General features: G+C 65.0%; 17 protein-coding genes. 13 read left to right on the top strand and 4 right to left on the bottom strand.

Annotation, left to right across the window (positions count from 1 at the left end; translation table 11 throughout):
• Positions 1-140: 140 nt before the first annotated feature.
• From JL811_RS05510 to JL811_RS05495, 4 genes are all read left to right on the top strand, one after another.
• The gene (locus JL811_RS05510; protein ID WP_237684821.1) at positions 141-1,112 is read left to right on the top strand and encodes a TAXI family TRAP transporter solute-binding subunit; all 972 of its coding nucleotides are present in this window, start codon (positions 141-143) and stop codon (positions 1,110-1,112) included.
• On the top strand, positions 1,109-1,579 hold the full coding sequence (locus tag JL811_RS05505; RefSeq protein WP_202687495.1) for a DUF1850 domain-containing protein: 471 nt from the start codon (positions 1,109-1,111) through the stop codon (positions 1,577-1,579). Before JL811_RS05510 ends, JL811_RS05505 begins: the two co-directional genes overlap by 4 nt.
• Complete coding sequence (locus tag JL811_RS05500) at positions 1,579-3,816, top strand: TRAP transporter permease (RefSeq protein WP_202687494.1); 2,238 nt, start codon at positions 1,579-1,581, stop codon at positions 3,814-3,816. The genes JL811_RS05505 and JL811_RS05500 overlap by 1 nt, the downstream gene beginning before the upstream one ends.
• 148 nt (positions 3,817-3,964) lie before the next feature.
• Complete coding sequence (locus tag JL811_RS05495) at positions 3,965-4,159, top strand: hypothetical protein (RefSeq protein WP_202687493.1); 195 nt, start codon at positions 3,965-3,967, stop codon at positions 4,157-4,159.
• 66 nt (positions 4,160-4,225) lie between these two features.
• On the opposite strand, the gene JL811_RS05490 is transcribed toward JL811_RS05495, so the two are convergent.
• Positions 4,226-5,092 (bottom strand): branched-chain amino acid aminotransferase, encoded by an 867-nt coding sequence (locus tag JL811_RS05490; protein ID WP_202687492.1) that lies wholly within the window; start codon positions 5,090-5,092, stop codon positions 4,226-4,228.
• Between the two features lie 150 nt (positions 5,093-5,242).
• On the opposite strand from JL811_RS05490, the gene JL811_RS05485 reads away from it, so the two are divergent.
• The 7 genes from JL811_RS05485 (at position 5,243) to dxs (ending at position 11,122) form a co-directional block, all read left to right on the top strand.
• Positions 5,243-5,752, top strand: a complete 510-nt coding sequence (locus tag JL811_RS05485) for a MarR family winged helix-turn-helix transcriptional regulator (protein WP_202687491.1) — start codon at positions 5,243-5,245, stop codon at positions 5,750-5,752.
• On the top strand, positions 5,749-6,465 hold the full coding sequence (locus JL811_RS05480) for a response regulator (RefSeq protein WP_202687490.1): 717 nt from the start codon (positions 5,749-5,751) through the stop codon (positions 6,463-6,465). Before JL811_RS05485 ends, JL811_RS05480 begins: the two co-directional genes overlap by 4 nt.
• 127 nt (positions 6,466-6,592) lie before the next feature.
• Complete coding sequence (locus JL811_RS05475; protein WP_202687489.1) at positions 6,593-7,072, top strand: hypothetical protein; 480 nt, start codon at positions 6,593-6,595, stop codon at positions 7,070-7,072.
• A gap of 26 nt (positions 7,073-7,098) precedes the next feature.
• Complete coding sequence (locus tag JL811_RS05470; RefSeq protein ID WP_202687488.1) at positions 7,099-8,025, top strand: arginase family protein; 927 nt, start codon at positions 7,099-7,101, stop codon at positions 8,023-8,025.
• Positions 8,026-8,038: 13 nt separating this feature from the next.
• Positions 8,039-8,308, top strand: a complete 270-nt coding sequence (locus JL811_RS05465) for an exodeoxyribonuclease VII small subunit (protein WP_202687487.1) — start codon at positions 8,039-8,041, stop codon at positions 8,306-8,308.
• Positions 8,305-9,174, top strand: coding sequence for a polyprenyl synthetase family protein (locus JL811_RS05460; RefSeq protein WP_337924722.1), 870 nt, complete (start codon positions 8,305-8,307; stop codon positions 9,172-9,174). Before JL811_RS05465 ends, JL811_RS05460 begins: the two co-directional genes overlap by 4 nt.
• Positions 9,175-9,187: 13 nt before the next feature.
• Complete coding sequence (dxs, locus tag JL811_RS05455) at positions 9,188-11,122, top strand: 1-deoxy-D-xylulose-5-phosphate synthase (protein ID WP_202687486.1); 1,935 nt, start codon at positions 9,188-9,190, stop codon at positions 11,120-11,122.
• A gap of 312 nt (positions 11,123-11,434) precedes the next feature.
• On the opposite strand, the gene JL811_RS05450 is transcribed toward dxs, so the two are convergent.
• The 3 genes from JL811_RS05450 to JL811_RS05440 all read right to left on the bottom strand — a co-directional run bounded on the left by JL811_RS05450 (position 11,435) and on the right by JL811_RS05440 (position 14,029).
• Positions 11,435-13,012, bottom strand: a complete 1,578-nt coding sequence (locus JL811_RS05450; RefSeq protein WP_202687485.1) for a gamma-glutamyltransferase family protein — start codon at positions 13,010-13,012, stop codon at positions 11,435-11,437.
• 239 nt (positions 13,013-13,251) lie between these two features.
• Entirely contained in the window at positions 13,252-13,656 is a 405-nt protein-coding gene (locus tag JL811_RS05445) for an ATP-binding protein (RefSeq protein WP_202687484.1), read from the bottom strand.
• A gap of 43 nt (positions 13,657-13,699) precedes the next feature.
• Positions 13,700-14,029: an STAS domain-containing protein gene (locus tag JL811_RS05440; protein WP_202687483.1), complete on the bottom strand. Its 330-nt coding sequence runs from the start codon at positions 14,027-14,029 to the stop codon at positions 13,700-13,702.
• A gap of 84 nt (positions 14,030-14,113) precedes the next feature.
• Here JL811_RS05440 and JL811_RS05435 point away from each other — a divergent pair, with 84 nt between their 5' ends.
• Positions 14,114-15,286, top strand: coding sequence for a thiolase family protein (locus JL811_RS05435; RefSeq protein WP_202687482.1), 1,173 nt, complete (start codon positions 14,114-14,116; stop codon positions 15,284-15,286).
• Between the two features lie 20 nt (positions 15,287-15,306).
• Positions 15,307-15,762, top strand: a complete 456-nt coding sequence (locus JL811_RS05430; RefSeq protein WP_202687481.1) for a GAF domain-containing protein — start codon at positions 15,307-15,309, stop codon at positions 15,760-15,762.
• Positions 15,763-15,871 lie beyond the last annotated feature (109 nt).

The raw sequence follows: 15,871 nt of genomic DNA, 5'->3' as shown, positions 1-15,871 counted from the left end.
TTCCGGCGCTCCGGACGGCGGGCAGATGATGGCCGACGGTCCTGCGGCCCCGACAGAAGGGCGGACCCCGGACAACAGACCCCGAACAACAGACTAAGCCGGTCTCCGGTCCAAAAAACCGACCCATCAAGGAGAAGACAATGATCCAAACCCCGAAATCCCTGTTCGCGCTGGCCGTCTCGGCGGCCATGATCGCGCTGCCCGTCGCAGCGCAGGAACGCGTTTTCGTCGGCATCGCGACCGGCGGCACGGGCGGCACCTACTACCCGCTGGGCGGGATGCTGGCTCAGCTGATCTCGAACACCGCCGAACTGGAAGGCAAGCGCATCTCGGCCACCGCCGAAACCGGCAACGCATCGGTTGCGAATGCGGGTCTGCTGGCCAAGTCCGAGATCGAGACCGCCTTCATCGCCGCCGATATTCTGGATGCGGCCTATAAGGGCGTGAACCAGTTCGACGGCAATGCTGCGCCCAACCTGCGCGCTCTGGGCTCGCTTTACCCTGAAACCGTGCAGCTTGTTGCCCGTGCCGGGGCCAATATCGGCAGCTTTGCCGATATCAAGGGCAAGTCGGTGTCCTCGGGTTCGCCTGGTTCGGGCCAGTGGCAATTGCTGGGCGACCTGCTGGAAGCCCATGGCATGGCGCGTGAGGACGTGACCGAGGATTATTCCTCGTTTGCGCAGTCGGCCGACAAGATCAAGGACGGCAATCTTGATGCCTCGCTGATCACGGCGGGCCTGCCGACCGCCTCGATCACCGAACTGGCCAACGGGCATGACATCGTGGTGGTGCCGCTTTCGGGCGACGAGATTGCGAAACTGCAGGAAGTCCAGCCCTATTACGCTTCGGCCACCCTGCCTGCCGGCAGCTATCGCGGCGTGGATGCCGATGTGGAAACGCTGGCCGTGCGCGCAATCTGGGCAACGCATGAAGATCTGGATGAGGATATTGCCTATGCGATGGTCAAGGCGCTTTACGAAAACACCGAGACGCTGTCGCAGGTTCATGTGATGGGCTCGCAGATCTCGCTGGAGACTGCGCTGGAATCGATCTCGATCCCGCTGCATCCGGGCGCTGAGCGGTATTACCGCGAGAAAGGCCTGATCGAGTGATCGGCCGGGGCCGGTGCGGCATGGCCGCGCTGGCCCCTTTGCTGCTTCTGATCTGCCTTGGCACCGCCGCCCGCGCCTGTTCCCTGCCTGACCTCAGGTTGGAACGGGTGGCGGACGGAGTGCCGCTCTGGCAGGGCGGGGCTGACGGATTTGCGCTGCGCTGGCGCCATTCCGTGACGCTGACGCCGGTGATTGCGACCTATGCCATCGGTCCGGACGGTGCGATCCGCCAGACCGAGGAACGGTTTGAGGCGCATGGCCCCGGAATGGCCCATGACGGGGCGGGCTGGCGGCAGGAGGGCGATCAGATCGTGCTGCCGCTGGACCGACCGATCCCGCGTCTGGTGTTCCGCACCGCACCCGAACATGAAAACCGCCTTTTTGCCCAAGGCACCGAGATTGACCTGACACTCTGGCCCGGCCAGCCGCTGGAACTGCGCGCGCTGCCCTGCAAGGATGATCCCTGATGACGACCACGCCCAAGGATAACGACCTCTCGCCCGAGGAAATGGAGGCGCTGGTCCGCAAATACGACAATGAAACGAATTTCCGGCGGCTGGGCGGGGTCACCGGGCTGCTTGTGGCCGGGGCCAGCATCGTGCTGAGCATTTTCCACATCTACACATCGGGTTTCGGCCTGCTGAGCGAGGTTCTGCACCGGTCCGTGCATATGGCCTTCATCATGCCGCTGGTGTTCCTGCTGTTCCCGCGCCCGACCCATGACCGCATGGGCCGCGCCTGGGGTTTCGGGCTGGCCTTTGCGGCCTTCTACATCTTTCTGGGATGGACGCTGGCCGATGCGCTGTCCGACCGGATTCCGCTGGCGGCGCAATGGGGGCTGATCGGGGTGACGGTGCTGCTGGCGGCGACGGCGCTGCCGGCCAGGGGGTTCGGCGGGCAGGGCGACCGGCTTGCCCCGTTCGACTGGCCGCTGGCCATCGCGGGCGGGGCCTCATCGCTGTATCTGATCCTGTTCTTTGACAGCATCTTCATCCAGAATGTCGGTTTCCCGCAGCCGCTTGATTACATCATGGGCCTGCTGGCCATCATCATGGTGCTGGAGGCCGCGCGCCGCACGATGGGCGAGACCCTGCCGGTGATCGGCACGCTGGCGCTGCTTTATGCGATTTTTGGCCCTTACCTTCCGGGCGATCTGGCGCATCGCGGCTATAACATCATCCGTCTGGTCAACCATCTCTATCTGGGCACCGAAGGGATCTACGGCATCGCCATCGGCGTCGTCGCGACCTTCGTCTTTCATTTCGTGCTGTTCGGCGTGCTGGCGCAGAAATCCGGGCTGGGGCAGTTGTTCATCGACCTCGCCTCTATCGTGGCCGGGCGCTATTCGGGCGGGCCGGCCAAGGTGGCGGTGGTGTCCTCGGGCTTTTTCGGTATGATCTCGGGATCACCCATCGCCAATACGGTGACAACCGGCGCCTTCACCATTCCGATGATGAAGGCCAAGGGATTTTCTGGGCGTTTCGCGGCGGCGGTCGAGGCTTCGGCCAGTTGCGGCGGGCAGGTGACGCCGCCGATCATGGGGGCCGCGGCCTTCGTGATGACCGAGATGCTGGGCATCCCCTATAATGAACTGATCCTGATCGCGATCATCCCGGCGGCGTTCCACTATCTGTCCACCCTGTTCATGGTGCATCTTGAGGCGAAACGTCTGGGCCTTTCGGGCATCGACAAGGACAAGCTGCCGCAGTTCCGTGAAGTGCTGGGCCGGTCATGGCATCTGTTCATCCCGCTGATCGTCATGGTGACGATGCTCTTGATGAAATACACGCCCTTCCTTGCGGCGTTCTGGGGCATCATCCTGACGATCGTCTGTTCCTATATCCCGCTGATCCTGCAGATCTTCGGGCTGGGCCGGGGCATGGATGCGTCCAGCGCGCTGACGCCGGTGCGGCTGAAGGATGCGCTGGAAAACGGCGCGCAGCAGTCGATTTCCATTACCGCCGCCTGTGCCTGTGTGGGCTTCATCCTTGGGGTGACCACGCTGACGGGGATGGGCTTCAAATTCTCGGGCGCGGTGATCGACGGCGCGGCATGGCTGGGCGCCACGCTGACGGCGCTGGATCCGCTTGATCTGTTCACCCAGAACGACGTGACGCTGTTCTTTGCGCTGATCATGGTGGCGGTGGCCTGTATCGTGATGGGCGCGGGCATCCCGACAACGCCGACCTATATCATCCTGGCCGCCATCGCCGCACCCGCATTGCAGAATCTTGGCGTGCCGCTGCTGGCGACGCATTTCTTCGTGTTCTACTATGGCGTTCTTGCCGATATCACGCCGCCCGTGGCCTTGGCCGCCTATGCCGGGGCGGGGATTGCGAAATCCGACCCGATGCAGACCGGCATGACCGCCTTCCGGCTGTCGATGGGCAAGGCGCTGGTGCCGATGATGTTCGTCTATGCGCCCTCGCTTCTGTTCATCGACTGGCAGTTCTGGGATTTCACGCTCGCGCTCAGTTCCGGCATCCTTTCGATCATCGCGCTGTCGGTCGCCTATATCGGCTTCTTCAAGACCGAGGTGGCGCGCTGGGAAAAACCAGTTCTGACCGTGGCCGGGCTGGCGCTGGTGCTGCACAATGTGGTGCTGATCGCCATAGGGGCGGCAGTGGTGCTGACGATCCTGTGGCGCAACCATGTCAAGGCGCAGGGGCAGGGGCCGCGCCCGATGGGTATGGTGCAGGAATAAAGGACAGGCCGGGGTCCTGTCCCGGCCGGTCCCGCCCGGTCCTTTGCAGCCTGTTCCGCAGGATGTCGCGCATTCACCGGAATGCGGGCTTTGGCGGCAGCCGATTCCGCGTTATGCTGGCCGTTCCCAACTGAAAGGAGAAGCAGAGATGACCAGACATCTGGCAGATCATCCGCGCAGCAACGAAGGTGGCCGCGTGAAGCATTTCCTGCGCCTGTCGCGTGAGGCGGCAGGTGACACGCAATGGGCCGAGGCGCAGCGTCAGCCCAAGGCCAAGGCGGAAGGTCAACAGGACCGCCGCGTGGTGGAATTCCTGCGCATCGACCGGGGCCATTCGGCCTGAACCGGACCCCGTGATGTATTGAAAAGGGCCTGCCGGTGTGTTCCACCGGCAGGCCCTGATGCCGGGTCAGGCCCGGACGAGGGTTTCGTAATCGGCAGCGACCTGCTGGACCAGCGCGCCGACCTCAAAGCTGTACTCGCCGATCTGGCCCACCGGGGTGATTTCCGCCGCCGTACCGGTCAGGAAGCACTGCTGATAGCCTTCCAGATCGCCCGGCTCGATCCGCACCTCATTCACCGTCACGCCGCGCTCGCGCAGCATGCCGATCACGGTCTGGCGGGTGATGCCGTTCAGGATTGCATCGGGGATCGGGGTATAGACCTCACCATCCTTGACGAAGAAGATATTCGCCCCCGTCGCCTCGGCCACATAGCCGCGATAGTCGAACATCATCGCATCCGAACAGCCCTTCGCCTCGGCGGCGTGTTTGGACATGGTGCAGATCATGTAAAGCCCCGCCGCCTTGGCCGCATGGGGAATGGTTTCGGGGCTGGGGCGCTTCCATTTCGCGATATCCAGCTTCGCGCCCTTCAGTTTCGCATCGCCATAGTAATTGCCCCAGGCCCAGCAGGCCACTGCCAGCCGGATCGGATTGCGCTTGGAGGCAACACCCATATCCTCACCCGCGCCGCGCCAGGCCAGCGCGCGGACATAGGCATCGGTCAGGCCGTTTGCGGCCAGCACCGCCTCTTTCGCGGCGTTGATCTCTTCGACCGACCAGGGCAGCGGCATGTCCAGCAATTCACCGGATTTGCGCAGCCGTTCCGAATGTTCGGTGGATTTGAAGATCTTGCCGTTATAGCACCGCTCCCCTTCAAACACCGAAGAGGCATAGTGCAAGGCATGGGTCAGGATATGGACATTGGCCCCGCGCCAATCCACCATTTCCCCGTCCATCCAGATCTTGCCGTCGCGATCATCATATCCGGCCATGGTTCCAACCTCCCGCTGTCATTTGCACATATTGCGCAAGATAGGTCCGATGCGGACAGATAGTTGCGCGAAATCCGGGCCGGGCTACCAGTTGAGACTTGGAAAGTCAACAAGGCTGACATAAAATCCCCGCAATCAAAGGGGGCAGGCATGGCACAGGCAACAGGCGGACCGGCAAGTGGCGAAACGCTCCTGTTCCTGACGGATGAACAGTTGCGCAAGGGGATCGAGGCGATGTTCTTCGCCTATCGCAGCTTCACCGCCGACCCCGACCGCATTCTGGAGGGTATGGACTATGGTCGCGCCCATCACCGCGCGATCCATTTCATCCATCGCAGCCCCGGCACAACGGTCAACAACCTTCTGGCCATTCTGGGCGTCACGAAACAATCGCTGAACCGGGTGCTGCGCGCGCTGATCGGGGACGGTCTGGTCGAAAGCCGCGTGGGCCGTCAGGACAAGCGCGAGCGTCATCTGCATCTGACCGCCAAGGGTGAGGGGCTGGAGCGCGCCTTGTCGGATGCGCAGCGCGCAAGGATGCGCGCGGCCTATCGTGCGGCCGGACCGGAGGCGGTGCAGGGATTCCGGCAGGTGCTGGAGGCGATGATGGACGCCGAGGCGCGGCGACAGTATCAAAGCCTGAAGGAGGGCGGCGCATGACAAGTCAGACCGTGGCACATCTTCTGGTCGTCGATGACGATGAACGTATCCGGGGCCTTCTGCAGAAGTTTCTGATGCGCAACGGCTTTCTTGTGACCATCGCGCGGGATGCCGCACAGGCGCGGCGGCTGCTGGCGGGGCTGGAATTTGATCTGATCGTGCTGGATGTGATGATGCCCGGCGAGGACGGCATCGCGCTGACCCGCGAATTGCGGTTGCGTCACACGGTTCCGATCCTGCTGCTGACCGCGCGGGGGGAAACCGCCAGCCGTCTGGAGGGGTTTGAGGCCGGGGCGGATGACTATCTTGTCAAACCCTTTGAACCCAAGGAACTGCTGCTGCGCATCAATGCGATCCTGCGCCGGGTTCCGCAGGTTCAGGCCGAGGCGGGACCGAAGGTGCTGAACCTTGGGGTGGTACGCTATGATCTGGACCGGGGCGAATTGTGGCGCGGGTCTGACCCGGTGCGCCTGACCGCGACCGAGGCGCAGCTGATGCGGATTTTCGCGGCGCAGGCGGGCCAGCCCGTCAGCCGTGAGGCGCTTGCCGGAGATATGGGCCGCAGCGATGAATCTGACGAGGGCGCGCGCGGGCAGGAACGCGCGGTGGATGTGCAGATCACCCGGCTGCGCCGCAAGATCGAGGCCGATCCGAAACAACCGCGTTATTTGCAGACGGTGCGCGGTGCGGGTTACATGCTTGCCCCTGATTGAGCGGCGCCCAACCGGCGCCTGACCTGCACCGGCAAGCCGCCGCGCAGGGCCCGCCGCCCGGATTGACGCGGGGGGCGGTTTGGCTATGGTCGCGGCGGAATTTCCTCGCGCCCGGACACCCCCCGCCATGCTGCGTATCCTGCCCTGCCTTCCGGCGCTTGCCCTGATCGCTGTGCCCGCTTTCGCCGGGTTTTCCGGCCATGTGCCGGGCTGGCGGATCGAACCCTTGCCCGCCGGGGGCGGCTGTCTGGCCAGCCGGGGCCTTGAGGGCGGCGCGGCGCTGCGGCTGCGTCTGGATGCGGGTGGCACGACCGGCGCGCTGCATGTCGTGACGCCGGACTGGGGTCCGCTGATCGAGGGCGATGCCTATGCCTTTCTCTATGATCTGGACGGTGAGGTGACCGAGGCCGAAGGCATGGGCAGTTATCTGGACAACCGCCCCGGTGTTCTGATGGCGCTTGCCTCGCCCGAAACCGTTGACAGGCTTGCCGAAACGCAGATGTTGCGCATCTATTTCGGAGAGGCCGAGATTGTCACTGCCGAATTGCAGGGCGGGGTTGCGGCCGTCGAGGCGGCGCGCGATTGTCTTTCGGCGCAGGACGGCTGAACGGGGCAAAAGGGCAGGGCAGCAAAGTGACCACAGCCTATTTCACCCATCCCGATTGCGATCTGCATGAAAACCCGCCCGGTCATCCCGAACAGGTCGCGCGGTTGCAGGCGGTGAACCGGGCGCTGGCGGGCATGGACCTGCTGCGGATTGAGGCCCCCTTGGGAACCGAGGCCGATATCCGGCTTTGTCATCCGCAGCGCCATATCGACCGGCTGCGCGCCGCGCTTCCCGCGCAGGGCTGGGCGGGCATTGACGGCGATACCTGCCTTGCGCCGGGATCGGTTCAGGCCGCCTTGCGCGGGGTGGGCGGGGCCTGTGCGGCGGTCGATCTGGTTCTGTCGGGGGGTGCGCGGAACGCCTTTGTCGCCACGCGCCCGCCCGGCCATCATGCCGAAACCGAAACCGCCATGGGCTTTTGTCTGTTCGGTACGGTGGCGATTGCGGCAAAACATGCGCTGGAGCGGCACGGGTTGTCCCGCGTTGCGATTGTGGATTTCGACGTGCATCACGGCAATGGCACGCAGGAACTGCTGTGGGGCGAATCCCGCATCCGCTTTGTCTCTTCCCATCAGATGCCGCTTTATCCCGGTTCGGGGGCGCCATCGGAACGCGGGGCGCAAGGGCAGATCAGCAATATTCCGTTGTCCGGCGGATCGGGCGGGGCCGAAATGCGCGCGGCCTATGACGGCTTGGTGTTTCCCGCGCTTGCGGATTACGCGCCTGAACTGATCCTGATTTCCGCCGGGTTCGACGCCCATGCCGCAGACCCGCTTGCCGGGCTGAACTGGCGCGAGGCGGATTTCGCATGGCTGACGCGGCGGATCTGCGATCTGGCCCGCGACCAGTGCGGCGGGCGGGTGGTTTCCTGCCTTGAAGGGGGCTATGATCTGGACGCTTTGGGCGCCAGTGTCGCGGCCCATGTTACTGAACTGATCAAGTCACTGAACTGAAGGACGCGCGCGCATGACCGAAAAGGCCCCCTCCGCCAAAGCCGCCACGGACAAGGCACTGACCGAACTGAGCTTTGAAGAGGCGATGGCCGAACTGGAAAAGGTCGTGACCGCGCTTGAACGGGGAGAGGTGCCGCTGGAGCAGTCCATCGCCCTTTATGAACGGGGTGCAAAGCTGAAGGCCCATTGCGGCGAAAAGCTGAAAGCCGCCGAAGAGCGGGTCGAGATGATCCGCACGCAGGAGGGCCGCGCGACCGGCACCACCCCGGCGGAGGGGATGTGAGCTTCGACACCCGTCTTGCACAGGCGGCGGCACTGGTTCAGGCGCGGCTGGGGGCGGCGCTGGACCCCCTGGCCGATCAGCCGGTGATCCATGCCATGCGTTATGGCGTTCAGGGCGGCAAATGCCTGCGCGGCTTTCTGGTGCTGGAAAGTGCGGCCCTGCACGGGCTGGACACCGACAGCGCCCTTGCGGCGGCGGCGGCGATTGAGGCGCTGCATGCCTATAGCCTGATCCATGACGACCTTCCCGCGATGGATGATGACGACCTGCGGCGCGGCCAGCCGACGGTGCATGTGCAATGGGATGAGGCGACCGCGATCCTTGCCGGGGATGCGCTGCAAAGTCTTGCCTTTGAATTGCTTTGCGATCCCGCCCTTGGTGATGCCGAATGCCGTCTGGCGCTTGTGGCGGGTCTTGCGCAGGCGGCGGGTGCCCGGGGCATGGTGCTGGGTCAGGCGCTGGACATCGCCGCCGAAACCGCACCTGCCCCGCTGACGTTGGATCAGATTACCGCCTTGCAGGCCGGAAAGACCGGCGCGCTGATCGAATGGTCGGCGATGGCGGGGGCGGTGCTGGCCGGGGCCGATCCGGCACCGTTGGCGGCCTATGCGCGGGCGCTGGGGCTGGCCTTCCAGATTGCCGATGACATTCTGGACGTGACCGGCGACAGCGGCACCACCGGCAAGCGCGTGGGCAAGGATGAGAGCGCAGGCAAGGCCACCTTCGTGTCCCTGCTGGGGCTCGATGCCGCCCGCGCCCGTGCCTCTGCCTTGGTGCAGGAGGCCGAGACCGCCCTTTTGCCTTATGGCCCCCGGGCAGATACATTGATTGCTGCCGCGCATTATGTCATCGCGCGGGACAGGTAGAACAGGCGACCCCATGACCGAAGCCGAGAACCGCCCGAAAACGCCCCTGCTTGACCGTGTCACCCTGCCGGTGGACATGAAACGGCTGAGCGACCGCGAATTGCGTCAGCTTGCCGATGACTTGCGGGCCGAGACGATTTCCGCCGTGTCGGTTACCGGCGGGCATCTGGGCGCGGGGCTGGGCGTGGTCGAACTGACCGTGGCGTTGCATGCGGTATTCGACACACCGCGCGACAAGATCGTGTGGGATGTCGGGCATCAATGTTATCCCCACAAGATCCTGACCGGGCGGCGCGACCGCATCCGCACCCTGCGGACCGAGGGCGGGCTGTCGGGTTTCACCAAACGATCCGAAAGCGCCTATGACCCGTTCGGCGCGGCGCATAGTTCCACCTCGATCTCGGCGGCATTGGGCTTTGCCTGCGCGGCCGATCTGGGCGGCGATCCGGGCGATGCGGTCGCGGTGATCGGGGATGGCGCGATGTCGGCCGGCATGGCCTTTGAGGCGATGAACAATGCCGGTGGGCTGAAGAAACGGCTGTTTGTCATCCTCAATGACAATGAAATGTCGATCGCGCCGCCGGTCGGGGCGCTGTCGTCCTACCTTACACGGCTTTATTCCGGGTCGCCCTTTCATGATCTGAAGGCGGCGGCCAAGGGTGCGGTCAGCCTGCTTCCCGAACCTTTTCAGGAAGGCGCGCGGCGGGCCAAGGAAATGCTCAAGGGCATGGCCGTCGGCGGCACGATGTTTGAGGAACTGGGCTTTTCCTATCTGGGCCCCATCGACGGGCATGATCTGGACCAGTTGCTGCCGGTGCTGCGCACGGCGCGGGCGCGGGCGACGGGGCCGATCCTGATTCATGTCATCACGAAAAAGGGCAAGGGCTATGCCCCCGCCGAACGCGCCCGTGACAAGGGCCATGCGACCGGCAAGTTCGACGTGCTGACCGGGCAACAGGCCAAGGCCACCCCCAACGCCCCCGCCTATACCAAGGTTTTCGCGCAGGCCCTGATGGATGAGGCCGCGCGGGATGAAAAGATCGTGGCGGTGACGGCAGCAATGCCCGATGGCACCGGGCTGAACCTGTTTGCCGAACGCTTTCCGCGCCGTTGTTTCGATGTGGGCATTGCCGAACAGCATGGGGTGACGTTTTCGGCCGGGCTGGCGGCGGGGGGGATGAAACCCTTCTGCGCGATCTATTCCACCTTCCTGCAACGTGGCTACGATCAGGTCGTGCATGATGTGGCGATCCAGCGCCTGCCGGTGCGCTTTGCCATTGACCGGGCGGGGCTGGTCGGCGCGGATGGCGCGACCCATGCGGGCGCCTTCGATGTGGCTTTCCTTGCCAATCTGCCCGGCATGGTGGTGATGGCCGCCGCCGATGAGGCCGAGCTTGTGCATATGGTCGCCACCGCCGCCGCGCATGAGGATGGCCCCATCGCCTTCCGTTACCCTCGGGGGGAAGGTGAGGGCGTCGAGATGCCTGCGCGCGGCATCCCGCTTGAAATCGGCAAGGGCCGGGTGATGCGGGAAGGCGCGCGCGTTGCGATTCTGTCCTTCGGCACAAGGCTGGGGGAGGCCCTGCGCGCCGCCGAGGCGCTGGCCGCGCGGGGCATCGCGCCGACCGTGGCCGATGCGCGCTTCGCCAAGCCGCTGGACCGCGACCTGATTCTGCGGCTGGCGGCGGACCATGAGGTTCTGTTGACGGTCGAGGAAGGCGCGATTGGCGGTTTCGGCAGTCATGTCGCGCAGCTTCTGGCCGATGAGGGCGTGTTTGACCGGGGGCTGAAATTCCGCTCCATGGTGCTGCCCGATACATTCATAGATCAGGCCAGCCCTGATGCGATGTATCAGGTGGCGGGCCTTGACGCCGCGCAGATCGAGGCGAAGGCGCTGGAGGTTCTGGGCGTGTCGGTGGTGGGGTCGCGTATGGCGCAGCAGCCCTGACAGGCTGCTGACAAGGTCCTCGTGGTCCTTTCTTTGGCCGGGGCCATGGCCCCGGCCATGTGGAACGCTTCTACTTGCCATCCGGTGGCCTCAAGGCCGCCGGACAGCGCCCGCCCGCCCCATGGCGGGCGCTTCGCTTCCGCCCGGGCAGGCGCTGTCCTCCGGTGTTTCTCTTGACTGCTGGTCCCGGGGCAACGCTCGCGCTGCGGGCGGGGAAAAGCGGTGCTTTTCCCCACCCGTGCCAATCGCAACGGCATCTCAGCGGTTTGCCAAAGCATCGCTCCTGACAAAGGGCGGGATCACCACTCGCCGTCAATACCCCAGCGCGCAGCCATCCTTGCGCGGGTCCGATCCGCCCTCAAGCAAGCCGCTTTCATGGATCAGGATGGCCTGCGACCCGCCAAGCGGCACCTCGGGTTCAACCACCTTATGCCCGCGCGCGGCCAGATCGGCACGCACATCATCGCCATAGCCGCGTTCAACCTCCATCCCCTTCACACCGCTGAAGGCCCGGGGCAGGTCCATCGCTTCTTGCGGCGAAAGCCCGTAATCCACCATGTTCGAAACCAGCCGCGCATGGCCCGTCGGCTGATAGGCCCCGCCCATCACGCCAAAGGGCATCGTCACGCGGCCCTTTTCGGCCAGCATTCCCGGAATGATCGTATGCATCGGGCGCTTGCTGCCTGCCGCCTCATTCGGGTGGCCTTGCGTCAGGGTGAAGCCCGCGCCCCGGTTCTGGAAATTGATGCCGAACCGGTCCGACGCAAGGCAGGCCCCGAACGCGTGATAGACCGAATAGATCAGCGACGCCGCCATGCGGTCGCGATCCACCACGGTGATATAGATCGTATCCCTATGCACCGCCTCGGTCAGGGGTGCAGGGTCGGCCATGGCGCGTCCGGGGTCGATCAGGGCTGCCAGACGGGCGGCGGTTTCATCGGCAAGCATATGGTCCAGCCGCGTGGTGTGGTCGGGATCGGCGAGGAAGCGGTTGCGCGCGTCATAGGCCAGTTTCGTGGCCTCGGCCTCGATATGGATGCGGTCGGCGCCGCGCGGATCCATCGCGGCCATGTCGAAATGCGCAAGGATCTTCAACAGCAGGATCGCGGTCGCCCCCTGCCCGTTCGGCGGATGCTCGATCAGATCCACCCCGCGATAGGGGCCGGAAACGGGGGCAACATAGTCACAGGTGGTGGCGGCAAAATCCTCGGCCGTGTGGCAGCCGCCAAGCGCGCGCAATGACGCGACCATATCCTCGGCCACTTCGCCCTCATAAAACCCCGCGCGGCCCTGTTTCGCGATGCGGCGCAAAACCTCGGCCTGACCGGGGGCGCGGAACAGCTGACCCAGTCGTAGCGGCTTGCCATCGGCCAGCAGCGTTTCGCGCGCCCGGCCCTGCAGCAGCGGTGCGGCCTCGGCCCAGTCGCTTGCCACCCGGGGGGCGACGGGCACGCCCTCCTCGGCATAGCGGATCGCGGGGGCAAGGCTGTCGGCAAGACCCAGACGCCCGTGATCGGCAGACAGGCGGCAAAAGGCATCGACCGCACCGGGCACCGTCACCGCCTCGGGCGCGTAAAGCGGCATGGTGGTCATCCCGCGCGCGCGCAGCGCCGCCGCATCCAGCCCCATCGGCGCGCGGCCCGATCCGTTCAACGCATGGACCTGTTCCGATCCGGGCAGTTTGAACAGCACGAAGCAGTCGCCGCCCAGCCCGGTCATCTGCGGTTCGCAAAAGCCCAGAAGCACCGCGCCTGCAATGGCCGCATCGACCGCATTGCCACCCGATTTCAGCACATCCAGCGCGACGCCCGCCGCCAGCGGATGCGAGGTCGCGCAGATCCCGTTTGTGGCATAAACTCCGGACCGGCCCGGCAGTTGGAAATCCCGCATCGCGCATCCTCCTCTTTCGCCAGAGGCTAGAGTCGGGCGGGTGGAATTCCAAGAGGGAAGAACCTCGGCGCCCCGAGCTGGGTGGGGGCATTTATTCGAGACGCCGAGGGAAGCCGTTTTGCAGCTACACCCTGAGAATCGCGCCAGTCAAAGGCGGCAAAATGAATCCTTCAAGGCAATTTCAGGGCGGTGTTTCCGGTTGTGCAACGATTCTTGCGGGCAGGGGGGATTAGTCCGGTTCAGGCAGGTAATCCGGGGCCGATGCGAAACCGCAGATGATTCCAGCCATCGCGGCGTTCATAGTTCAGATCTTCGGCATAGGCGCGGATCAGCGCCCAGCCGAATCCTCCCTCTGGCAGGTCATCCGACAGGTCCGGCAGCCCACCCGCCGGAGGCTCGCCCAGCGGAAAGGGGCGCCCGCGATCTGAAATGCTGCAGTGCAGCCCGCCTTCCCCGTCCTGCAGCGCCATCTCGATCCGCCCCCCCTCTCCGGCATAGGCATGTTCGACGATATTGTTCAGGATCTCGGCCATGACAATTTCGGCGGTGCCGCGCAGATCTGCGTCCAGATCGCTGAACGGAGGATGCGAAAACAACCGTTCCAGCGCCGCACGCACCGAGGCGGGATCGGAGGTAAGCGTCATTCTGGTAAATCCGGTCGATCCGGGTTCTGCCGTGCCCGTCATGTCAGCCCGCGTCGCGCAATCCGCCAGAGGGCAGGATGGTGAAAACCGTATCCATCCGCGTCAGGCGGAACACTTTCTGCACCGTCGGCGTCAGGCCGGTCAGATCAAGCGGCCGCTCCTCCCCCAGATGCTTGCGCACGGCGACGACCGCGCCCAGCCCGGAACTGTCCAGAAACTGCACCTGCGACAGATCCAGCAGCACCCGGTCCGACGGCGTTTCCGTCACCTCGCGCATGCGTTCCTTGAACTGGATCGCGCAGGCCGCGTCGATGCGGTTTTCCATTACCGTAACCTCCAGCAGCGGGCCGTGTTTCCGTGCCGCAATCTCCATTCTTTCGGTCCTTCCCCGGTTTCGATGGTTGCAGCCTAGACCCTGTTCGTTAGCATCCGGTAAGCGGCGAACAGGGGGGCGCAGATGGCAGATGTGGTGATCGCGGGGGCGGCCCGGACGGCGATGGGCGGGTTTCATGGCGCATTCAGCGGCGTGGCAGCGCCGGTTCTGGGCGGTGCGGCGATTCGCGCGGCGCTGGGCGGCGCGGACCCGGGGCAGGTTGATGATCTGATTATGGGCTGCGTGTTGCCGGCGGGGCAGGGGCAGGCCCCGGCCCGGCAGGCGGGATTCGCGGCGGGCCTGCCGCAGGGCGTTCCGGCGACCACGCTGAACAAGATGTGCGGATCGGGCATGATGGCGGTGATGCTGGCCCATGACCGCATTCGCGCGGGATCGGCGGACCTTGTGGTTGCGGGCGGCATGGAAAGCATGACCGAGGCGCCCTATCTGCTGCCCAAAATGCGCACCGGGGCGCGGATCGGCCATGGTCAGGTGCTGGATCACATGTTTCTGGACGGGCTGGAGGATGCCTATGACCGGGGCCGTCTGATGGGCAGCTTCGCCGAGGATTGCGCGGGCGCTTTCGGCTTCAGTCGCGCCGAACAGGATGATTATGCGCTGCGGTCGCTGACCCGGGCGCTGGAGGCGCAGCAAAGCGGCGCCTTTGGGGCCGAGATCACGCCGGTCACCGTGGCGGGCCGCAAGGGCGATGTGACGGTGCGCGAGGATGAACAGCCCGGCACGGCGCGGCCTGAAAAGATCCCGCTGCTGAAACCGGCCTTTCGCAAGGAGGGCACGGTCACGGCGGCAAATTCCTCTTCCATATCCGACGGGGCGGCGGCGCTGCTGGTCGGATCGCGCAGGGCGGTCACGGCGGCGGGGTTGCCGCGGCGGGCGGTGATCCGGGGCCATGCCAGCCATGCCGGGGCCCCTGCCGATTTCCCGACAGCCCCGGTTCCGGCGGCGCGGAAACTGCTGGCGCGGCTGGGCTGGGATGTTGCGGATGTGGATCTGTGGGAGGTGAATGAGGCATTCGCCGTGGTGCCGATGGCCTTCATGCGTGAAATGGCGCTGTCGTCCGATGTGGTCAATGTGAATGGCGGTGCCTGCGCGCTGGGCCATCCGATCGGCGCCTCGGGCGCGCGGATCATCGTGACCTTGCTGCATGCGCTGGAGACGCGGGGCCTGCGGCGCGGTGTGGCAGCAATCTGTATCGGCGGTGGCGAAGGCACGGCCATCGCCATTGAGCGCCCCTGAAGCCTTTAGAAGGAAAGACCATGCCCGATTATCAAACCCTGTCGCGGGATCTTGACGCGCTGTGCCATAACGAGACGGATGCGGTGGCGCTGATGGCGACCATCGCCTGCGAACTGCACCACGCGCATGAACGTTCCGACTGGACCGGGTTCTACCGCGTGACCGGGCCGGAGATGTTGAAAATCGGGCCCTATCAGGGCGGGCATGGCTGTCTGACCATCCCGTTTTCGCGCGGCGTCTGCGGGGCGGCGGCGCGGACCGGCGAGGTGCAGCTTGTGCCGGATGTCGAGGCCTTTCCGGGTCATATTGCCTGTTCTTCCTCCACGCGGTCGGAACTGGTCATTCCGGTGCGCAACGGGGCGGGGCGGCTTTTGGGGGTGCTGGATCTGGACAGCGACAGCCCCGACGCCTTTACCGAAACCGATGTGGCGGCGCTGGTCGCGATTCTGGACCGGCTGTTTGTCGCGGCGGAATAAGGGCAAGGGGGCTGTCTGCCCCCTTGCCGCAGAAAGTGCAGCTCACCCCCGAAGGTATTTTTGCCAGGATGAAAGGGCCGGGGCCTGACGGTGGGGCTTGTCAGGCAGG

It is taken from the genome of Szabonella alba (assembly GCF_016765775.1).
In the GTDB taxonomy this organism is placed as follows: domain Bacteria; phylum Pseudomonadota; class Alphaproteobacteria; order Rhodobacterales; family Rhodobacteraceae; genus Szabonella; species Szabonella alba.
Note: the sequence above shows the minus strand (reverse complement) of the source record. Positions and strands in the feature narration are given on the sequence as shown.